The sequence below is a fragment of the Anaerococcus sp. NML200537 genome, from assembly GCF_026131715.1.
In the GTDB taxonomy this organism is placed as follows: domain Bacteria; phylum Bacillota; class Clostridia; order Tissierellales; family Peptoniphilaceae; genus Anaerococcus; species Anaerococcus kampingae.
Window position 1 is genome coordinate 70,713 of the sequence record NZ_JAMXSL010000006.1, and the last position, 15,958, is coordinate 86,670.

Annotated in this window: 14 protein-coding genes, 10 tRNA genes, 2 rRNA genes and 1 CRISPR repeat array; of the genes, 1 reads left to right on the top strand and 25 read right to left on the bottom strand. The window is 36.6% G+C overall.

Annotated elements, in window-relative coordinates; translation table 11 throughout:
- Positions 1-24 precede the first annotated feature (24 nt).
- From NH288_RS02820 to msrB, 11 genes are all read right to left on the bottom strand, one after another.
- The gene (locus NH288_RS02820) at positions 25-1,701 is read right to left on the bottom strand and encodes an ABC transporter ATP-binding protein (RefSeq protein WP_321161877.1); all 1,677 of its coding nucleotides are present in this window, start codon (positions 1,699-1,701) and stop codon (positions 25-27) included.
- A gap of 115 nt (positions 1,702-1,816) precedes the next feature.
- Complete coding sequence (locus NH288_RS02825; RefSeq protein ID WP_265212928.1) at positions 1,817-2,695, bottom strand: helix-turn-helix domain-containing protein; 879 nt, start codon at positions 2,693-2,695, stop codon at positions 1,817-1,819.
- A gap of 130 nt (positions 2,696-2,825) precedes the next feature.
- Entirely contained in the window at positions 2,826-3,173 is a 348-nt protein-coding gene (gene rplS / locus NH288_RS02830; protein ID WP_106460746.1) for a 50S ribosomal protein L19, read from the bottom strand.
- Positions 3,145-3,867 (bottom strand): tRNA (guanosine(37)-N1)-methyltransferase TrmD, encoded by a 723-nt coding sequence (gene trmD / locus NH288_RS02835; protein ID WP_265212931.1) that lies wholly within the window; start codon positions 3,865-3,867, stop codon positions 3,145-3,147. Before trmD ends, rplS begins: the two co-directional genes overlap by 29 nt.
- Positions 3,860-4,345, bottom strand: a complete 486-nt coding sequence (gene rimM / locus NH288_RS02840) for a ribosome maturation factor RimM (RefSeq protein ID WP_265212933.1) — start codon at positions 4,343-4,345, stop codon at positions 3,860-3,862. Before rimM ends, trmD begins: the two co-directional genes overlap by 8 nt.
- On the bottom strand, positions 4,342-4,566 hold the full coding sequence (locus tag NH288_RS02845) for a KH domain-containing protein (RefSeq protein ID WP_106460749.1): 225 nt from the start codon (positions 4,564-4,566) through the stop codon (positions 4,342-4,344). Before NH288_RS02845 ends, rimM begins: the two co-directional genes overlap by 4 nt.
- Positions 4,567-4,568: 2 nt before the next feature.
- Positions 4,569-4,814: a 30S ribosomal protein S16 gene (gene rpsP / locus NH288_RS02850; protein WP_106460750.1), complete on the bottom strand. Its 246-nt coding sequence runs from the start codon at positions 4,812-4,814 to the stop codon at positions 4,569-4,571.
- A gap of 17 nt (positions 4,815-4,831) precedes the next feature.
- Positions 4,832-6,172 carry a signal recognition particle protein gene (gene ffh / locus NH288_RS02855; protein WP_265212935.1) on the bottom strand — a complete coding sequence of 447 codons (1,341 nt, stop codon included), beginning with the start codon at positions 6,170-6,172 and terminating at the stop codon, positions 4,832-4,834.
- 8 nt (positions 6,173-6,180) lie between these two features.
- Positions 6,181-6,504: a YlxM family DNA-binding protein gene (gene ylxM, locus NH288_RS02860; RefSeq protein ID WP_106460752.1), complete on the bottom strand. Its 324-nt coding sequence runs from the start codon at positions 6,502-6,504 to the stop codon at positions 6,181-6,183.
- Between the two features lie 151 nt (positions 6,505-6,655).
- Positions 6,656-7,882 carry a S1C family serine protease gene (locus tag NH288_RS02865; RefSeq protein ID WP_265212937.1) on the bottom strand — a complete coding sequence of 409 codons (1,227 nt, stop codon included), beginning with the start codon at positions 7,880-7,882 and terminating at the stop codon, positions 6,656-6,658.
- Positions 7,883-8,032: 150 nt separating this feature from the next.
- Complete coding sequence (gene msrB / locus NH288_RS02870) at positions 8,033-9,103, bottom strand: peptide-methionine (R)-S-oxide reductase MsrB (RefSeq protein WP_265212939.1); 1,071 nt, start codon at positions 9,101-9,103, stop codon at positions 8,033-8,035.
- 165 nt (positions 9,104-9,268) lie between these two features.
- Here msrB and NH288_RS02875 point away from each other — a divergent pair, with 165 nt between their 5' ends.
- Positions 9,269-9,478 (top strand): hypothetical protein, encoded by a 210-nt coding sequence (locus tag NH288_RS02875; protein ID WP_265212940.1) that lies wholly within the window; start codon positions 9,269-9,271, stop codon positions 9,476-9,478.
- A gap of 398 nt (positions 9,479-9,876) precedes the next feature.
- Here the strand turns inward: NH288_RS02875 and NH288_RS02880 are convergent, their stop codons facing one another.
- The 14 genes from NH288_RS02880 to NH288_RS02945 all read right to left on the bottom strand — a co-directional run.
- On the bottom strand, positions 9,877-10,065 hold the full coding sequence (locus NH288_RS02880) for a hypothetical protein (protein ID WP_265212941.1): 189 nt from the start codon (positions 10,063-10,065) through the stop codon (positions 9,877-9,879).
- A 156-nt stretch (positions 10,066-10,221) separates the two neighbouring features.
- Positions 10,222-10,461, bottom strand: coding sequence for a hypothetical protein (locus NH288_RS02885; protein WP_265212943.1), 240 nt, complete (start codon positions 10,459-10,461; stop codon positions 10,222-10,224).
- Positions 10,462-10,968: 507 nt separating this feature from the next.
- Positions 10,969-11,425: direct repeats of the CRISPR family, unit length 30 nt; unit sequence AGGATCACCCCCGCGTGTGCGGGTATTACA.
- Between the two features lie 171 nt (positions 11,426-11,596).
- Positions 11,597-11,673: transfer RNA gene (locus tag NH288_RS02890), tRNA-Arg, on the bottom strand.
- A gap of 60 nt (positions 11,674-11,733) precedes the next feature.
- A tRNA-Gly gene (locus NH288_RS02895) sits at positions 11,734-11,808 on the bottom strand.
- 23 nt (positions 11,809-11,831) lie between these two features.
- Positions 11,832-11,907 (bottom strand) — tRNA-Thr (locus NH288_RS02900).
- A gap of 100 nt (positions 11,908-12,007) precedes the next feature.
- A tRNA-Asp gene (locus tag NH288_RS02905) sits at positions 12,008-12,084 on the bottom strand.
- Positions 12,085-12,140: 56 nt separating this feature from the next.
- A tRNA-Val gene (locus NH288_RS02910) sits at positions 12,141-12,216 on the bottom strand.
- A gap of 3 nt (positions 12,217-12,219) precedes the next feature.
- A tRNA-Glu gene (locus tag NH288_RS02915) sits at positions 12,220-12,294 on the bottom strand.
- A 334-nt stretch (positions 12,295-12,628) separates the two neighbouring features.
- Positions 12,629-12,703: transfer RNA gene (locus tag NH288_RS02920), tRNA-Glu, on the bottom strand.
- 42 nt (positions 12,704-12,745) lie between these two features.
- Positions 12,746-12,822: transfer RNA gene (locus NH288_RS02925), tRNA-Met, on the bottom strand.
- Between the two features lie 28 nt (positions 12,823-12,850).
- Positions 12,851-12,927: transfer RNA gene (locus NH288_RS02930), tRNA-Met, on the bottom strand.
- A 9-nt stretch (positions 12,928-12,936) separates the two neighbouring features.
- Positions 12,937-13,011, bottom strand: a tRNA-Asn gene (locus tag NH288_RS02935).
- 93 nt (positions 13,012-13,104) lie between these two features.
- Positions 13,105-13,221 (bottom strand): 5S ribosomal RNA (gene rrf, locus NH288_RS02940).
- Positions 13,222-13,386: 165 nt separating this feature from the next.
- Positions 13,387-15,958, bottom strand: a 23S ribosomal RNA gene (locus NH288_RS02945); the annotation flags it as partial.

Consider the following 15,958-nt stretch of genomic DNA (forward strand, 5'->3'; position numbering starts at 1 on the left):
TTCTTACCTAACTGTGGCAATTTCTTATATTTTATTTACAGACCTTTCAATAGTTTTTTTGTCTTTTATTTCAATAATCTTATCGTAATACTTGCTATAGTCAATATCCCTTCTGTGGGAAATTGATATTAGGGTCTTATCAAGACTTGCAAAGATTTCTTCAATCTCACTTGCCATTTTTAGGTCCAGGGCAGATGTTGCTTCATCTATCAAGATAATTGGGCTATCCTTATATAGGGCCCTGGCTATTTCAATCCTTTGCATCTCCCCTCCTGAGAGGTTAGAACCTGCATCTTTTATAATTGTCATGTAGCCTTTTTCAAGATTGTTTATAAGTGGCTCTAGGCCTGACTTTTTGATGGCTTGATCAAGTCTATCATAGTCAATCTCATCTTCATTTTCAAAAAGGACAATATTTGCTAGGATTGTGTCCCTAAATATCATTGGTTTTTGGGCTACAATAGAGATTTTTTCATAAATATCCTCACGACTTAGGTTCATTATATTTTCATCCATGATGAAAATATCCCCATCATTTGGCCTAAGCTCTTTTGTAATAAGTTTAAAAATCGTAGACTTACCAGTACCGCTTGCACCGTTTATGATTATGTGGTCATTTTTATTTATCCTAAATGAAGCTTCTGATAAAATCTCTTTAGGTCCATAGGAAAAATCAACTTTTGAAAATAATATTTCTGACTTTTCTTCTGGAATTTCTTTTTCTTGGCCGTACTCGCCTTCAAATTTATCTTCCCTATAAGAATAATCTTCCAAAATCCTTTCTCTGATTTTCTTAGTTGAAATTATATTGCCATAGGAATCTTCTATCTCTTGCATCGGCCAAATTATAATATTCATAAGGCTTAAGAGAACCGGAAAATAAAAGGCTTCTATCTTGCCCCAATAGACAAAAAGAGCCGATAAGAGCATTAAAAATGTCTGCAATATCATGGAAGAGATATTTATCAATGATATCCTAGAAGAATTTAAAAATAAAGATTTCTCGTGGATTTTCTCATTCTCTTTGGTCCTTTGGTCAAATTTCCTAAGAAAATGGCCTGTTTTGTTAAATCTAAAAAGAGTTCCATAGCCATAAAATGAATCATTTAATATCTCATTGTAGGAATTTAGGGACTTCATATACTTCTCATTCTCATTTGAAGAAAGAGAGGAAATAAACTTAGAAATCAGCATAATTATGATACCAAAGACAAAGATAATTAGGGTTATTTCAAGATTTATGGTAAAACCATAGGCCAAGCACAAAAATAGAAGGACTATATTTGAAATAATCCAATCGACAGAAAATAGATAATTATCCTCTATAAATTTCAAGTCATTGTTAAATAAAGATATGTAAGATGCCTTATCCTTACTTTCAAAATAAAGAGGATCTCTTCTTAGGATATTTTCCATCAAGTCTCTCTTAACCCTCACATTCCACAAATAAGAAATCCTAGCCTTCATCCTAGACCTGGAGACTCTCAAAGTGAAAAAAACAAAGGCCCAAAGGATGAAAAATATAAGGGTAGATTTAATCAAGGTCCCATCCCTATACGACACAATCCTAGAAAACCTCTCAATCAACCTAGTCATGAAATATTGCTCAAGATTACTAGCTAGGGAAAGGATAATAAAACCAAGGAAAACCCAGTTTAGCCTTATAAATTTAAAGTTGTCTTTTTGATAAATCTCCTTCATATAACCCTACTTTCTATATATCTAATCTTGTTTTATTATTTCTATAATATTTAAAACATTATGTAATGTCAAAGGCACATATGCCTTTGCTAAATCAAAATTAATATAAAAATTTTTATGCTAATATCTTATCTATACTTTTATTTATTACTTTACATAAGTCGCTATTAATGTTATTCTTAAGTAATAGCCTTGTTACAGTTAAAGGTTCCTCATAATTATTAAATGACCTATATGAAGCAAGAAAATTTATGAAGTGAAGGTAAAGCAATCCATCTAGGGAAGTTTTTTGTCTACAATATGCTATTCCTTCACTAGATATTTTTATAGCATGGTCGTAATCTTTATTTATTACATAGAAATTTGAAAAATTATTGTAGGCTAATAACTTTACTATTGAATCTTTATTCTGATTTTTACATTTTTCAAATATTTCGAGTCTATCGATATTCTTAAAATTTCTTGAGTCGCTTGCTATATTTAATAAAATACGTAATTCTATAGGAGATAAGTCTATATTAGAAAAATTCCCCCTCTTTATCTTTGACGAGCTTAAGTCTTCAAAGTGATTTTTTAAATCATAACCGCTTACTTGATCATTTAGGTATTTGATAAAAAGTTCTAGTAGGTCTATTTCATATCTTTTTGATTGTAGATCTTTATCATCTTTTATTAGGTTGATTTTTTCTAATAAGTCACTCCTTATTTCTTTGCTTAAAAATATGGCATTTATATCTAAGTACTTTTTTATTTCTTCTAATAGACAATAATTACCATAGATATATTTCTTGTATAAGTTTAAGATATCGAGGTCATAGACTTTTGATAATTCTGTTAGACTATCTACAGAAGCAGACCCTATCTCTCCTCTTTCAAGCCTTCCTATTGTTCTTTGGCTCAAATTGCCTATTTCCGCTACGTCAGCTTGCCTTAGTCCCTTGATTTCTCTTATTTCTATTAATTTTTTCCCAAATTCTTTTCTCTCATTTGTCATACTTGCCTCTTTAACTCTCTTCTTATTTATAATATCATAAAGAAACTTTATTTTAAAGAATTAACTATGTATTGATTAGAAATTTACACTTAAAAAGGACCTTTGTTTATCTAACAAAAGCCCCTTCTACTTAGTAATTTGTTTTTTCTTTAACTTTAGCAGCCTTACCTTGACGATCTCTTAGGTAGTTTAGTTTTGCTCTTCTTACCTTACCACGTCTGGTTACTACTAATTTTTCTATTCTTGGGTTGTGATATAGGAATGTTCTTTCTACTCCTACACCGTATGATATTCTTCTTACTGTGAAGGTCTTTCCTACTGTTCCTTCGTTGATGTAGATTACTGTTCCTTCGAAGTCTTGTAGTCTTGTCTTGTCGCCTTCTTTGATTCTGTAGCTTATTCTTACAGTATCACCTACATTAAAGTCAAAGTTTTCTTCACGTAGGTTTTCACTTTCTATTTTTTTGATTAAATCCATCTTTGCTCTCCTCTCGTAAGTACTTTTCGTATAGGTCGTATCTTACTCTTTTTGTTTTTTCTATTGCATTTTTCTTATTCCAAGCTGCGATTTTCTTATGGTCTCCACTTACTAGTTCGTTTGGTACGTGGTAGCCGTTGAATACTCTTGGCTTGGTATATTCGTCTTGTTGCAACAATATATTGTAGTGAGAATCTGTTGTTAATGACTCTTCCTTGCCTACTACTCCATCTATGAACCTTGCCATTGAATCTATTAGGACCATAGCTGGGATTTCTCCGCCTGTAAGTACATAGTCTCCTATAGATATCTCATAGTCTACATAATGATTTGTTATCCTTGCATCTATGCCCTCGTAATGACCGCATATGATTATCAAATGTTCAATACTTGCAAAGTCGATTGCTAACTTCTGATTTAAAACTTTTCCTGTAGCCGACATAAAGGCTACTTTTGAATTTGCTTTCTTGACTGATAATAGCGCATCATATATTACTTGAGGTCTTATTAGCATTCCGGCTGCCCCGCCGTATACTGTATCATCTACGTGATTATGCTTGTTGTTTGCAAAATCTCTCATGTCTACTATTTCTAGGTCTAATTTTTGATTTTGTATGGCCTTCCCTATTACTCCATAGGTCTTTAGAAATTCAAAAGATTCTGGAAATAAGGTTAGGAGTGTTACTTTATTCATAGTCACTAAAATTTTCTACTTCTATAAATCCTTTTTCAGTATTTATTTCTTTGATTGTATTTTTGATAGCTGGAAGTAATACTTCGCCCCTATCTGTTTTTATCACATAGATATCATTAGGATATACTCCTGAGATTACATCTTTTATCTCTCCTACTTTTTGCCCATCGCAGGTGACACTTAGACCGTATAGGTCTTTGATGTATATTTCATCTTCGTTAAGTTTACCCAAATCTTTTTCATCTATGGTTAAATCTTTGCCAATGAATTTGAGAATATCGTTGATATTATCGTATTCTTCAAAGCCTAATATTAGCATATTTTTTTGCTTATAAGATCTTTTTATGGTTACTATTTCGTTTCCTATAAAAAGTTTAGATCCAATTTTAAATCTTTCTTCGTTATCGCTTAGACTTTTTACTTTAATTTCGCCTCTTATTCCTTGGGCTTTTACAATCTCTCCTACTGAGATTCTCATATTTTTATATTTACCTTAACATTTTCCTTTATAGCTGCGCTTCTAGCGATAGTTCTTATGGAGTTTATGATATTGCCTCTTACTCCTATAACCCTACCCTTATCTTCTTCAGCTACTTTTATTAGTATGTTTACTTCGCTGCCTTCTCTATCTTCGATGATTTCTACAGCGTCTTTGTCGCTTACTAATTCTTTTACTATTAATTCAACTAGTTCTTTCATAATTATGCTAATACATCATTGTCTTTGAATAGCTTTTCTACAATAGATGTTGGTTGTGCACCGTTTTTGATCCATTGTTTAGCTTTTTCATTGTCAATTCTAAATACTTTTGGTTCAGCAACTGGATTGTAGTAGCCTATCTCTTCGATAAATCTACCATCTCTTGCTCTTCTAGAATCTGCTACAACTACTCTGTAGAATGGTTTTTTCTTTTGTCCCATTCTCTTTAATCTAATTTTTACTGCCATTTTTTCCTCCTTATTTTTTAAAAGAAAGGCATTTTTGGAAATCTTCTGCCTCTTTTTTGATTTGCTTTAAATCCGCTCATCTTTTTCATCATTTTTTTAAGCTCTTTAAATTGTTTAAGTAGCTTATTAAGTTCACGGATATCTACTCCAGAACCATTTGAAATCCTTACTTTTCTACTTTTTCCAATTATTTCTGGGTTATCTTTCTCTTCTTTTGTCATAGAATTGATTAGGGCTTCTATCTTGTCAAATCCGGCATCATCCACATTGACTCCCTTTAACATTTTAGAATTTACTCCCGGTATCATTGCAAGTAGATCTTCTAGAGGACCCATATTCTTGATTTGTTGGATTTGCTCCATGAAATCATCTAGGGAATATGTCTGCTCTCTCATCTTTGCTTCTAATTCTTTGGCATTTTCTAGAGAAAATTGTGCTTCGGCTTTTTCTATTAGCGAAAGTACATCTCCCATTCCAAGGATTCTGCTTGCCATCCTGTCTGGATGGAAAGGCTCTAAGTCGTCAAGTTTTTCACCAACACCTATAAATTTGATTGGTTTTCCTACAACTTGTCTTATGGATAGGGCAGCCCCGCCTCTTGCATCACCATCTAGCTTTGTTAGGATTACTCCTGTTATGTCTAGGTAGTCATCAAAGGTTTTGGCTACATTTACCGCTTCTTGACCTGTCATAGCATCTACTACCAAGAGGATTTCGTCAGGTTTGACGCTTTCTTTGATGTTTTTAAGCTCTTCCATGAGCTCATCATCTATCTGAAGCCTACCTGCTGTATCTAGGATTACTGTGTCGTAATTATTATGCCTAGCGTATTTTTTGGCCTCGGTAGCTATAGTGACAGGATCAGTTTTGCCCATTTCAAATACGTGGGTATTTGCTTGTTTACCTACTACCTTAAGCTGTTCAATAGCTGCTGGTCTGTAGATATCTAGGGCTGCTAGCATTGGATTTCTGTTTTCTTTTTGTAAGAGTTTTACAAGTTTACCAGAATGGGTGGTTTTACCAGAACCTTGTAGACCTACCATCATTACCATATGAGGGGTAGAGCCTCTTAAGTCTAGCTTTGAATTTTCCTTGCCCATTAGCTCAGTTAATTCTTCATTTACTATCTTGACTACCATTTGGCCAGGAGATAGGGATTTCATCACATCTTCTCCAAGGGACCTTTCCTTGATAGTCTTTACAAAGTCTTTTACAACCTTGTAATTGACATCTGCTTCCAGGAGTGATAATCTTATCTCTCTCATGGCAGTGTCTATGTCTTTTTCATTTAATTTTCCTTTTCCTGTTAGTTTTCCAAGGGCTTCTTGGAGTCTATCAGCAAGGTTTTCAAATGCCATATAAGCTCCTAAATCTTTTCAATTACTATATTTAACATCTCAATTGCTTCTTTATTATTTGAACTTTCAATCAGCTCTCTTATATCATAAAGAGCTCCTACAAGTTCCGTTTTGCTTTTTAGTAAAGAAAGCTCATCTTCAAACTCAAATAATTTATCAACACTTCTATTGATCATATCTGATATGGCCTGCTTGGTTCTGCCGGTATTATCAGCTATTTCCTGAAGGGATAAATCTTCGTTATAATAGCAATTTATAACATCTCTTTGCTTTTCATTTAGAAGTGCACCATACATGTCATATAACTGGGCTACTTTTACAATTTTTTCCATATTATCACCTGTCAATATTTTTACTTGACTCGATTATTATACACGCTATATAAAGCCATGTCAAATAATTTACTTGACCCACTTTTAATTTTTTTCATAAAGAAAAAAGCCATAGTTTTTGGCTTAATTATCCAACTATGGCTTATATATTTTATGGAAGATTGAAGAATGGATTTATCTTCCTGTCATCTTCGCTATTTTTCTCATTTGGTCTTGCTTGTTTATATTCATCTACATTTGATGAATCAAGGGTAAATTTAAAGTCGACTTTCATTTGCTTACCATCTCTAACAAGGCTAATTTCTGCGCTATCACCTACGGCATAGCCTAAAAGGATTTTCCTTAGACCAGACATATCCTTGACTTCTTTACCGTCAATTGCTGTAATGATATCGCCCTTTTTGATTGAATCATCATCTGAAAAGACGCTTACTACATAGATACCATGGTCAGTGCCTAGGTCCTTATCCCTTAGGTAGGACATTTGTTTTAGGTAGTCGATTGACTGGCCAGTAATACCTAGGTAGACAGAATCAAATTTACCTTTTTTTCTAATTGTATCAATAACTGGTTTTACAGTATTAATTGGAATAGCAAAGCCAATGCCATCTGAGTTACCAGCCTTGGCAGTATTTATACCAATAAGCTCTCCCTTAGAGTTTAGAAGAGCACCACCAGAGTTGCCTGCATTGATTGCCGCATCTGTCTGCATTAATCCATCCATTTGGACTCCTGTATTAAAGGCAACACTCCTATTTAGGCCTGAGATTATACCAGATGTTACAGTAGATTGAAGCTGGAAGCCCAAAGGATTACCAATAGCCACAACCCTATCACCTACACCAATCTCATCGCTATCACCAATATCAATTGCCTTAAGGTTCTTGTTGTTTGAATCAACCTTGATTATGGCAAGGTCTAAGGATGAATCATTCCACACAAGTTCTGCTGGAGCAGTATCACCATTGTTAAACAAAACATTGATTTCCTTAGCATCTCCATCACTAACAACGTGGGAATTTGTTACAATATAGCCATCCTTGCTCACGATAGATCCAGAACCAATTCCCTCAACATAACCTGACTGAGGTCCAAAAAATGACTGTTGGACAACCTTAGACACAGTATTTATGCCAACCACAGAGTCAATAGATTTTTTAACCACAACTGACTCCATAGACGCATTATCCTTAATCTCAATTGGTTTAGTATTGTCCTGTCTTGTTTCTATTTGATTTGTATTATTAACTTCCATTTTATTAGTCTTAGCACCTGCTAGTAGGAAATATACGATAAATCCACCAACAATAGCGCCAAGAAGACCAGCAGCAAAAGTAGCAAAACCCCCACCGGATCTCTTATATTTTCTATTATTCATACTTTCCTCCTATTTAATAATATATACCCAGTTTGTGCCAAAAAAATGAATTCTTAATTAAATTTATATAAAATTCTTAATTTTTATGTAAAAGCCTTAAAATTTAAATGTTTTCAAATAAAAAGGAGAGAAATTAATCTCTCCAACCAATTATTTAACCTTGTCAATATAGGCCCCGTAGCCCTCCTCCTCCATCTTGCTAAGAGGAATAAAGCGCAAAGCCGCTCCATTTATACAATACCTAACGCCGCCCTTATCCTGTGGCCCATCATTAAAAACATGACCCAGATGAGAATCAGCACGCCTAGACCTAACTTCCACCCTATACATATTGTGGGACTTATCACCCCTATAATTGATATTGGAATCAATAGGCTTAGTAAAAGAAGGCCAACCGCAACCAGCATCATACTTATCCCTAGAAGAAAAAAGTGGCTCACCACTGACCTTATCAACATAAATTCCTGGCTCATCAAAATCATCATACTCAGAAGAAAAGGCCCTCTCAGTTTGATTTTCCTGGGTAACCCTATATTCTTCCTCGCTAAGCTTATCCTTCAAAGCTTTCTTATCCTTATTAAGAGTATCCTTCTTAGAATCTAGAGGCTCATTTGCAAGGCCAATATTGATATGACAATAGCCGCCAGGATTCTTATCCAGATAATCTTGATGATAGTCTTCAGCCAAGACAAAATTTTTCAAAGGCTCAACCTCAACAGCGATTTTTTTATCAAAGCCTTCCTGCTTTTGCCTGATAACTTCATCGATAACAAGCTTATCATTTTCATCAGTAAAATAAATCCCAGTCCTATACTGTCTCCCCTCATCATTACCCTGTTTATTAACAGAAGTAGGGTCAATAATCCTAAAATAATACTCCAAAATATCCTGCAAAGCTAGCTTATTTGGATCATAAGAAATCTTAACAGTCTCGCTATGATCAGTTTGGCTGATTTTCTTATAGTTAGTATCAGAAGACTTTCCATTAGCATAACCTACCTCAGTATCAATCACGCCAGCAATCTTCTTAAAATACCCCTCAACACCCCAAAAACATCCACCAGCCAGGTAAATTTCTGATAAGTTGCTAGACTTAGAAAGATCTTCCTTAGAAATAACTTCATCATGACTAGAATCATCAGAAGACCCAGCAAAAAACTTAAAACCAATAAAAACCACAAACAAAGCCAATAAGGCAAATAAAATTCTATATTTTTTCATAAATTCCCTCGTAATTTTTTAATAATTCTACCATAGATATGATTAAAATCTAATAAAGATTGCCAATTACAGCCATTATAATAATATAAAATGATTATAAGCATAATTATCGGGTAATTACTTTATTAAGACAGGTGTTAGATAATAATAGATAAAGGAGAGGTTATGATAGACTTAATTCTTATTTTATTGACAATATTTTTCCTTGTAATCGCTATTTATCAAGCTGATAAAAATAAAAACAAAAGTAAAAAGAGTGTTCCTTATAAATTATCTAAGATGTTTGCAAATATATTAAATTTTGTTACTTTTTTAGATACTCAAGAAGTTAATAATATAATTGATGATATAGAAAATGATAAAGAGAAAGATTAGATTAAAAAGAGCTTATGATCTGAACCCCAAAATCTAGAATACGGATGGAGGGGATTTTCTATACCGAAATACACACAAAAGAATTAAATATTTACCAGTGCAATCATGAAAACATATAGATTTTAATCCACATGTACTAATAATCAACACTCATTCTGTAGATAAATTGTTGTGGATAACCCCGCGTGTGAGTGTATTACTCATAAAGTTTCAGCCTTATCCAAATCTTTTAACAAGGCACGCGTAGCAAGGTTATTTTTAGAAGATGCGGTCATAAGGACCTTATCAACAGCATTGTTTATCCTAATATTTTAATCTCAGCCGCATAAGATTCATCCTTAGACTTATTTTCTGCTTGAAGGTCTGATATTTGCTTTTTCAAAGCTTCAACATCTCCCTTAGAATTTTTTAAGAACCTCTAGTTGGTCATCCCTATCCTTTAGATCAGTCTTAAAATTTTTTTCATCAATTACTTCCTTAAATCTCTCATAAGGCACATATGACTTTAATTCCTCCTGGGACTTTTCCTCAAGCTCAGAAGCCACCCCTTCATCTACACCTAATTTTACAAAATCTTCTTTCTTCATTCTGTCTCTTTCATAAACTTTTTTACCTTGGTTCAGTCCAACATATATGTCTTGTTCTTTAACGTCTTCAATACAAAAAAGACGGTATACACCATCTTAATTAACTATTAAATTTTAACTAAAAAAGCACACTTTAAAATTATATACAGTGTGCATTTAATAACCTATGTCATAACTTTGATAATTTTTTCTTTTTGTAAATGGAGTGTTATTTTTCCAAACATCCAAATCACTATGTTTCATAATGAGATAAGCCTTATCCTGATTCTCCTCTTTTTTTATAGAGTTAATGAACTGATTCCATTCATTCATATCTGAAACCATGGTATAGGCTTTTTCAGGATTTCCATTAAAAAACAAATCCGCCATCTCTATAACTTGTTCTTTTAATAACATTTTACACCTCACTTAATCAAGAGATTATAAACGCCAAATATTGCTTGCTTAACTTCTATTTTCAACTAAAAATTAATGATTACTTAGATATAAAACATCTTCCTCATCATGTCCTATATTTGATATATCTTTACCCATTTATGTATTATTTATATAAATTTCTACAATAAAAAGCACACGCTAAATAGAATGTGCTAATTTACATAAGTGGGACTGCCCCCTCTCCCACATCTCCATATAAAATGGCGTTATCGGCAGATTTCTTAACCTTTATGCTTACTTATATTATACTATAAATTATCATTTTATTTTTAACATATAATGTCTAATGATATTAGTAAGTAGAGTTTCCTCGCTCATTAAAAAACTTTTTAGAGTAATCTAATAAGCTTGGTGGAAAACCCTACTTTTTCTTTTTAAATATACCTACAAATTTACCTTTTCTAGTTATCATTATTCTTGGAAAATCTCCCATACCTAGTAAAGGTGCCAATATCTGGCGCCTCAAGGATCACCCCCGCGTGTGCGGGTATTACAAAGCTTGATAATCGAAAGCCTTTTTTGTATCAGGATCACCCCCGCGTGTGCGGGTATTACATATTGTTTACCACCAAGATGATCTTGAAAGTAGGATCACCCCCGCGTGTGCGGGTATTACATATTGTTTACCACCAAGATGATCTTGAAAGTAGGATCACCCCCGCGTGTGCGGGTATTACATCCATAGTCTTTGGATGGAAAAAAGGACTCTAGGATCACCCCCGCGTGTGCGGGTATTACGGGTGAAAAAGTCATCCCTGATATTTTCCTGCAGGATCACCCCCGCGTGTGCGGGTATTACAAGCGACTACAAGTCCTTTGGAGCTGACTTATAGGATCACCCCCGCGTGTGCGGGTATTACATAACCCGTTATTATGCAAGTATTTACATCTAGGGATCACCCCCGCGTGTGCGGGTATTACACTAAAATTATCCCTATTTTTAGCCATTCATATTTTTAAAAGAGAGCTATTTTATTCACTTTATTTTCTACTATCATTGTAACATATAAACTTTGTATTATAAAATTAAATTAATATGAAATAATAGACAGAAAAAGAGAAATGTCGAATAATCAACATTCCTCTTGAATTCTGGCGCGTCATTGAGGATTCGAACCCCAGGCCTTCTGGTCCGTAGCCAGACGCTCTATCCAGCTGAGCTAATGACGCATAATAAAAACCAAGCAAGCCATAATATCGGCTAGGCTTGGTTTTTAGAATTATTTAATTTGGAGCGGATGACGAGATTCGAACTCGCGACCCTCGCCTTGGCAAGGCGATGCTCTACCACTGAGCCACATCCGCATATTAATCCATAAGATTAGATTTGGAGCTGATGATAGGACTTGAACCTACAACCTATTGATTACAAATCAATTGCTCTGCCAATTGAGCTACATCAGCATCTATTTTTATTAAAGGGTTGGGCAGGATTGGTAAAACCAATCCTAAATGATTGCCAATATCCACAATTGATGCAATCAATTTTTAAATATAAGTTATTTGGCGACCTGGATGGGATTCGAACCCACGACCTCCGCCGTGACAGGGCGGCATTCTAACCAGCTGAACTACCAGGCCTCATCAACATTTTATTATAAGATAACAAAATGTAATGAGCAATATTTAATTGCTTTTGGTGGAAGTAACAGGGCTCGAACCTGTGACCCCCTGCTTGTAAGGCAGATGCTCTCCCAACTGAGCTATACTTCCATATGGTGACCCCACCGGGATTCGAACCCGGGATACCACCGTGAAAGGGTGGTGTCTTAACCGCTTGACCATGGGGCCTTAATTTAAACATTAATTCAAGTATTTAATTTTATTTTGTTCACACTACACGAGCGGTAACCAGACCTACCATCCAATTGTTTCACAATTGGGGTTAGGGGCTTCGAACCGCTTGACCATGGGGCCTTAATAATAATAAGTATTTAATCGCCGTCCACTTATCTACGAACTGTCAAGCGGTAACCGCTTTGAAGTCCTATCCCAAATCACGAAGTGATTTGATGGAAGGTCTGATACTTTAGTAGACCATGGGGCCTTAATTATAATATATATCCATACAATGAATTTGACTATAAAAATTAATACCATAGGCTATACTAGTCTATGGTCAATTTGGTGACTCCACCGGGATTCGAACCCGGGAAACCAGCGTGAGAGGCTGGTGTCTTAACCGCTTGACCATGGAGCCATATAGCTCCTAGGTCAAATAAGCTAAGAGCTTATAAAAAAATGGTAGCGAAGAAGAGACTTGAACTCTTGACACTCCGGGTATGAACCGAATGCTCTAGCCAACTGAGCTACTTCGCCATAATTACTTCCATTTGATATGGAATTTTGGTTGCGGGAGCAGGATTTGAACCTACGACCTCCGGGTTATGAGCCCGACGAGCTACCAGACTGCTCTATCCCGCGATATTTACTTGGCGCTCAGGGTGGGACTCGAACCCACAACCTACCGGTTAACAGCCGGGTGCTCCACCATTGAGCTACCTAAGCCCATTTAAGATAGAATTATCCTAGGTTTCCCTAGAATATCTATATAAGTTTCAATTTTTAACCTAGCTGACAAAAGTCAGCTAGGTTTAGATTGTTTGGCGACTTCCTACTCTACCACCCAGTTGCCCAGGCAGTACCATCGGCGTTATGAGGCTTAACTTCTGTGTTCGGTATGGGAACAGGTGTATCTCTCATGCAATCATCACCATATTTTTTGAACCTTAAACTTTTTACCCTACTAATATACTTTCGATTTTTAATTTAATCTACTCATATAGCAATTAGCTTCCTTTAGATCTTCTTTGCTTTGCAAAGAAGTAAGTCCTACATCAATTTGCTTCGCAAATTGTGTTAGGGCTATAGCAAACAATATTTCCAGTCAAGATATAAAGTATTAGTATCCATTAGCTTAATACATTACTGCACTTACACCTTGGACCTATCAAACGTATTTTCTTTACGTACTCTGAGAAATCTTATCTTGAGGTCTGTTTCGTACTTAGATGCTTTCAGTACTTATCGATTCCATACGTAGCTACCCAGCTATGCTCCTGGCGGAACAACTGGTAGACCATTGGTATGTCCATCCCGGTCCTCTCGTACTAGGGACAGATCCTCTCAAATTTCTTACGCCCACGCTGGATAGGGACCGAACTGTCTCACGACGTTCTGAACCCAGCTCGCGTGCCTCTTTAATGGGCGAACAGCCCAACCCTTGGGACCTACTTCAGCCCCAGGATGAGACGAGCCGACATCGAGGTGCCAAACCTCCCCGTCGATGTGGACTCTTGGGGGAGATAAGCCTGTTATCCCCGGGGTAGCTTTTATCCGTTGAGCGATGGCCCTTCCATGCGGTACCACCGGATCACTAAGTCCGTATTTCTACTCTGCGCAACTTGTAGGTTTTGCAGTTAAGCTCGCTTATGCCTTTGTACTCTTCGAATGGTTTCCGTCCATTCTGAGCGAACCTTTGAACGCCTCCGTTACTTTTTAGGAGGCGACCGCCCCAGTCAAACTGCCCAACTGACAATGTCCGATACCCTGATTCAAGGGTTATCGTTAGAACTTTAATATTAGAAGGTTGGTATCCCAAGGGTGACTCCTCACACACTGGCGTGCATGGTTCATTGTCTCCCAACTATCCTGTACATCTAATCTCAAAGTCCAATATCAGCCTACAGTAAAGCTCCACGGGGTCTTTCCGTCCTAGCGTGGGTAAGTCGCATCTTCACGACTACTACAATTTCACCGGATCCTTTGTTGAGACAGTGCCCAAATCGTTACACCTTTCGTGCGGGTCGGAACTTACCCGACAAGGAATTTCGCTACCTTAGGACCGTTATAGTTACGGCCGCCGTTTACTGGGGCTTAAGTTCGAGCCTTCGCTTGCGCTAAGCCTTCGCCTTAACCTTCCAGCACCGGGCAGGTGTCAGCTCCTATACTTCATCTTACGATTTTGCAGAAACTTGTGTTTTTGGTAAACAGTCGCTTGGGCCTGGTTTCTGTGGCCATATCGCTATGGCTCCCCTTCTCCCGAAGTTACGGGGACATTTTGCCGAGTTCCTTAACAAAGGTTCTTCCGCGCGTCTTGGTATTCTCTACCTCCCTACCTGTGTCGGTTTCGGGTACGGGCGCTTTGGTCTGGATAGTGACTTTTCTTGGCAATTTGAAATCGGCTACTTCTCTACTCATGTTTTCGATACCCATCACAGCCTGATTTTAACAATGTGCGGATTTGCCTACACATTAATCTCACTGCTTGGACTGACTTCCATCTGTCAGCTTAGCTTATCCTCTTGCGTCATCACTTCTCTCTTAACGACTTTAAGCGGTACAGGAATCTAAACCTGTTGTCCATCGCCTACGCCTTTCGGCCTTGGCTTAGGTCCCGACTTACCCTGAGGGGACGAGCCTTGCTCAGGAATCCTTAGGGTTTCGACGGGAGAGATTCTCACTCTCCTTCTCGCTACTCATGCCAGCATTCTCACTTGTATTAAGTCCACCTTTGCTTTCGCTTCTGCTTCTTCCCTAATACAACGCTCCTCTACCACTGATAGAGGTATTAAGTATGCTTGTAAGATAGATTTTACTTGACGTTTAATATTTACAGTTACCAGTTAATTTATTGTAGTTTGACTTACGCTTAGGTTTTTAGACCTACCGTTTATCCTTTTTAGGATTTTGGGTGATTTTTGAATCTTTTCTGATTTTTCTTAGTGAGCGTATGTTAGTTTTGATTTTCTACTCTTTTGTTAACTCTGTTATCTTTAATATTTCCATTCAAGTTTAATTATATACCTTACTTGTATACTTAATTCCTCTATCAATCCGAAGCTTCGGTACTGGATTTGAGCCCCGTTCATTTTCGGCGCAACCCCACTTGACCAGTGAGCTATTACGCATTCTTTAAATGCATGGCTGCTTCTAAGCCAACGTCCTGGTTGTCTTAGTAGGATCACATCCTTTTCCACTTAATCCAGATTTTGGGACCTTAGCTGTCGGTCTGGGCTGTTTCCCTTTCGACTTAGAAGCTTATCCCTCTAAGTCTGACTCCTTGACTTGATTTTTTGGCATTCGGAGTTTGATAGGTTTTGGTACGGTAAACCGCCCTAGACCATTCAGTGCTCTACCTCCTTAAATCTTTCGTCAAAGGCTAGCCCTAAAGCTATTTCGAGGAGAACCAGCTATATCCGAGTTCGTTTGGCTTTTCACCCCTAACCACAACTCATCCGATACGTTTTAAACCGTACCCGGTTCGAGCCTCCAGTGAATTTTACTTCACCTTCACTCTGGTCATGGATAGATCACCCGGTTTCGGGTCTATTCTATTCTACTTTTCGCCCTATTCAGACTCGCTTTCGCTTCGACTTCTGATCTTAAATCATTAATCTTGCAGCTTAGAATAACTCGCTGGCCCATTCTACAAAAGGTACGACATCACACTTTT

Excerpts from the sequence above, each read along its gene's own strand:
- NH288_RS02880 (WP_265212941.1), bottom strand. The coding sequence starts at position 10,065 with ATGAAGAAAGAAGATTTTGTAAAATTAGGTGTAGATGAAGGGGTGGCT.
- NH288_RS02865 (WP_265212937.1), bottom strand. The coding sequence starts at position 7,882 with ATGAATAATAGAAAATATAAGAGATCCGGTGGGGGTTTTGCTACTTTT.
- NH288_RS02875 (WP_265212940.1), top strand. The coding sequence starts at position 9,269 with ATGATAGACTTAATTCTTATTTTATTGACAATATTTTTCCTTGTAATC.
- msrB (WP_265212939.1), bottom strand. The coding sequence starts at position 9,103 with ATGAAAAAATATAGAATTTTATTTGCCTTATTGGCTTTGTTTGTGGTT.
- ylxM (WP_106460752.1), bottom strand. The coding sequence starts at position 6,504 with ATGGAAAAAATTGTAAAAGTAGCCCAGTTATATGACATGTATGGTGCA.
- NH288_RS02845 (WP_106460749.1), bottom strand. The coding sequence starts at position 4,566 with ATGAAAGAACTAGTTGAATTAATAGTAAAAGAATTAGTAAGCGACAAA.
- rplS (WP_106460746.1), bottom strand. The coding sequence starts at position 3,173 with ATGGATTTAATCAAAAAAATAGAAAGTGAAAACCTACGTGAAGAAAAC.
- rimM (WP_265212933.1), bottom strand. The coding sequence starts at position 4,345 with ATGAGAATCTCAGTAGGAGAGATTGTAAAAGCCCAAGGAATAAGAGGC.
- NH288_RS02820 (WP_321161877.1), bottom strand. The coding sequence starts at position 1,701 with ATGAAGGAGATTTATCAAAAAGACAACTTTAAATTTATAAGGCTAAAC.
- NH288_RS02885 (WP_265212943.1), bottom strand. The coding sequence starts at position 10,461 with ATGTTATTAAAAGAACAAGTTATAGAGATGGCGGATTTGTTTTTTAAT.
- ffh (WP_265212935.1), bottom strand. The coding sequence starts at position 6,172 with ATGGCATTTGAAAACCTTGCTGATAGACTCCAAGAAGCCCTTGGAAAA.
- trmD (WP_265212931.1), bottom strand. The coding sequence starts at position 3,867 with ATGAATAAAGTAACACTCCTAACCTTATTTCCAGAATCTTTTGAATTT.
- NH288_RS02825 (WP_265212928.1), bottom strand. The coding sequence starts at position 2,695 with ATGACAAATGAGAGAAAAGAATTTGGGAAAAAATTAATAGAAATAAGA.
- rpsP (WP_106460750.1), bottom strand. The coding sequence starts at position 4,814 with ATGGCAGTAAAAATTAGATTAAAGAGAATGGGACAAAAGAAAAAACCA.